Annotated in this window: 1 pseudogene; it reads left to right on the top strand. The window is 77.8% G+C overall.

The window, feature by feature from the left end:
• Positions 1 to 104: 104 nt before the first annotated feature.
• A pseudogene (locus tag KBX53_RS33310) lies at positions 105 to 1277 on the top strand (hypothetical protein); the annotation flags it as partial.

Raw genomic sequence — 1277 nt, 5'->3', positions numbered from 1 at the left:
TTCTTCCACTAACCCCCCGCCCCCCGCCCCCCCCCGCCCCCCGCGCGCCCGCGCGCCCCGCCGGCCGCTCCGCGCGCCGCCGCCCCGAGAACGGAACACCGGTGCTGCTGCGCCGAATCGCCCCCGCCCTGTTGACAGTGCTCGTGGTGGCGTTGGGCGTCACCGCGCTCGCCGCCCGCCCACCCCAGGGCACCCCGCAACGCACCGCCGACTTCGTGGTGCTCGCCGGGATCGCCGGGCTGCGCTGGGAGGACGTGGATCCGCAGCGCACCCCGACGTTGTGGCGGATGGCCCAGGACGGGTCGATCGGCTCCCTGTCGGTGCGCTCGGCCCACCGGCCCACCTGCCCGGGGGACGGCTGGCTGACGGTGGGCGCGGGCAGCTTCGCCGCGTGGAACGGCAGCCGGGCGGCCGGTGGTTGCCCGGCGGCGGCGGTGACGGTGGAACAACCGGACGGCATCGGCGCGAACCTGCCCGACCAGGAGAGCGTGGTCCAGTACAACCAGCAGCGGTTGCCCTGGGGGGCGCTGCCCGGCTCGTTGTCGGAGTCGGTGCGGTGTTCCGTCGCGGTGGGCCCGGGCGCGGCAGTGGCCGCCGCCCGACCGTTCGGCCGCGTCGACCGGTACGCGTCGGCGCTGCCGGCCGATCCGCGGCCGCTGCTCGGCTCCTGTGTGCTGAGCATCGTCGACCTCGGCACGGTCGGGGGAGCCGACCCGGCGACCCGCGCCGCTGAGGCCCGCGCGGCGGACGCCGAGCTGGCCCGGGTGCTGGCGGCGCGACCCCCACGGTCGTTGGTGCTGGTCGCCGGGATCTCCGACACCACCCAGCCGTCGCGGCTGCACGTGGCGGTCGCCGACGGGCCGGGCTGGGAGCGGGGGTGGCTCACCTCGGCCAGCACCGGCCGCGACGGGTACCTGCAACTTGTCGACCTCGCGCCGACCGCCCTCGCCGCGTTGGGCCGGCCGATGCCGGAGCGGCTCTTCCTCGGCCGCCCGGCGATCAGCACCGGCGACCGTCCGACCGACCTGGCCGAGGCCATCGCCGCGCCGGCGAACGCCGACCGGGAGGCCGCCGCCCAGCGTGCGGTCTCCGGTGGGTTCTTCGCGCTGCTCGCCGGGGTGCAGGTGCTGCGGGCGCTCGCGATCCTGCCGCTGCTGCGCCGGGCCCGTCCGCATGCCGGCCCGGCCGGTCCGACGCCCGTCTCCGGACGGATCGTGGCGGTGGTCGAGCTGCTGCTGGTCGCCGCGGCGTTGACGGTGCCGGCGGCGCTGCTGGCC

The sequence above is a fragment of the Micromonospora sp. M51 genome (assembly GCF_018070305.1).
Lineage (GTDB): Bacteria > Actinomycetota > Actinomycetes > Mycobacteriales > Micromonosporaceae > Micromonospora > Micromonospora parva.
Note: the sequence above shows the minus strand (reverse complement) of the source record. Positions and strands in the feature narration are given on the sequence as shown.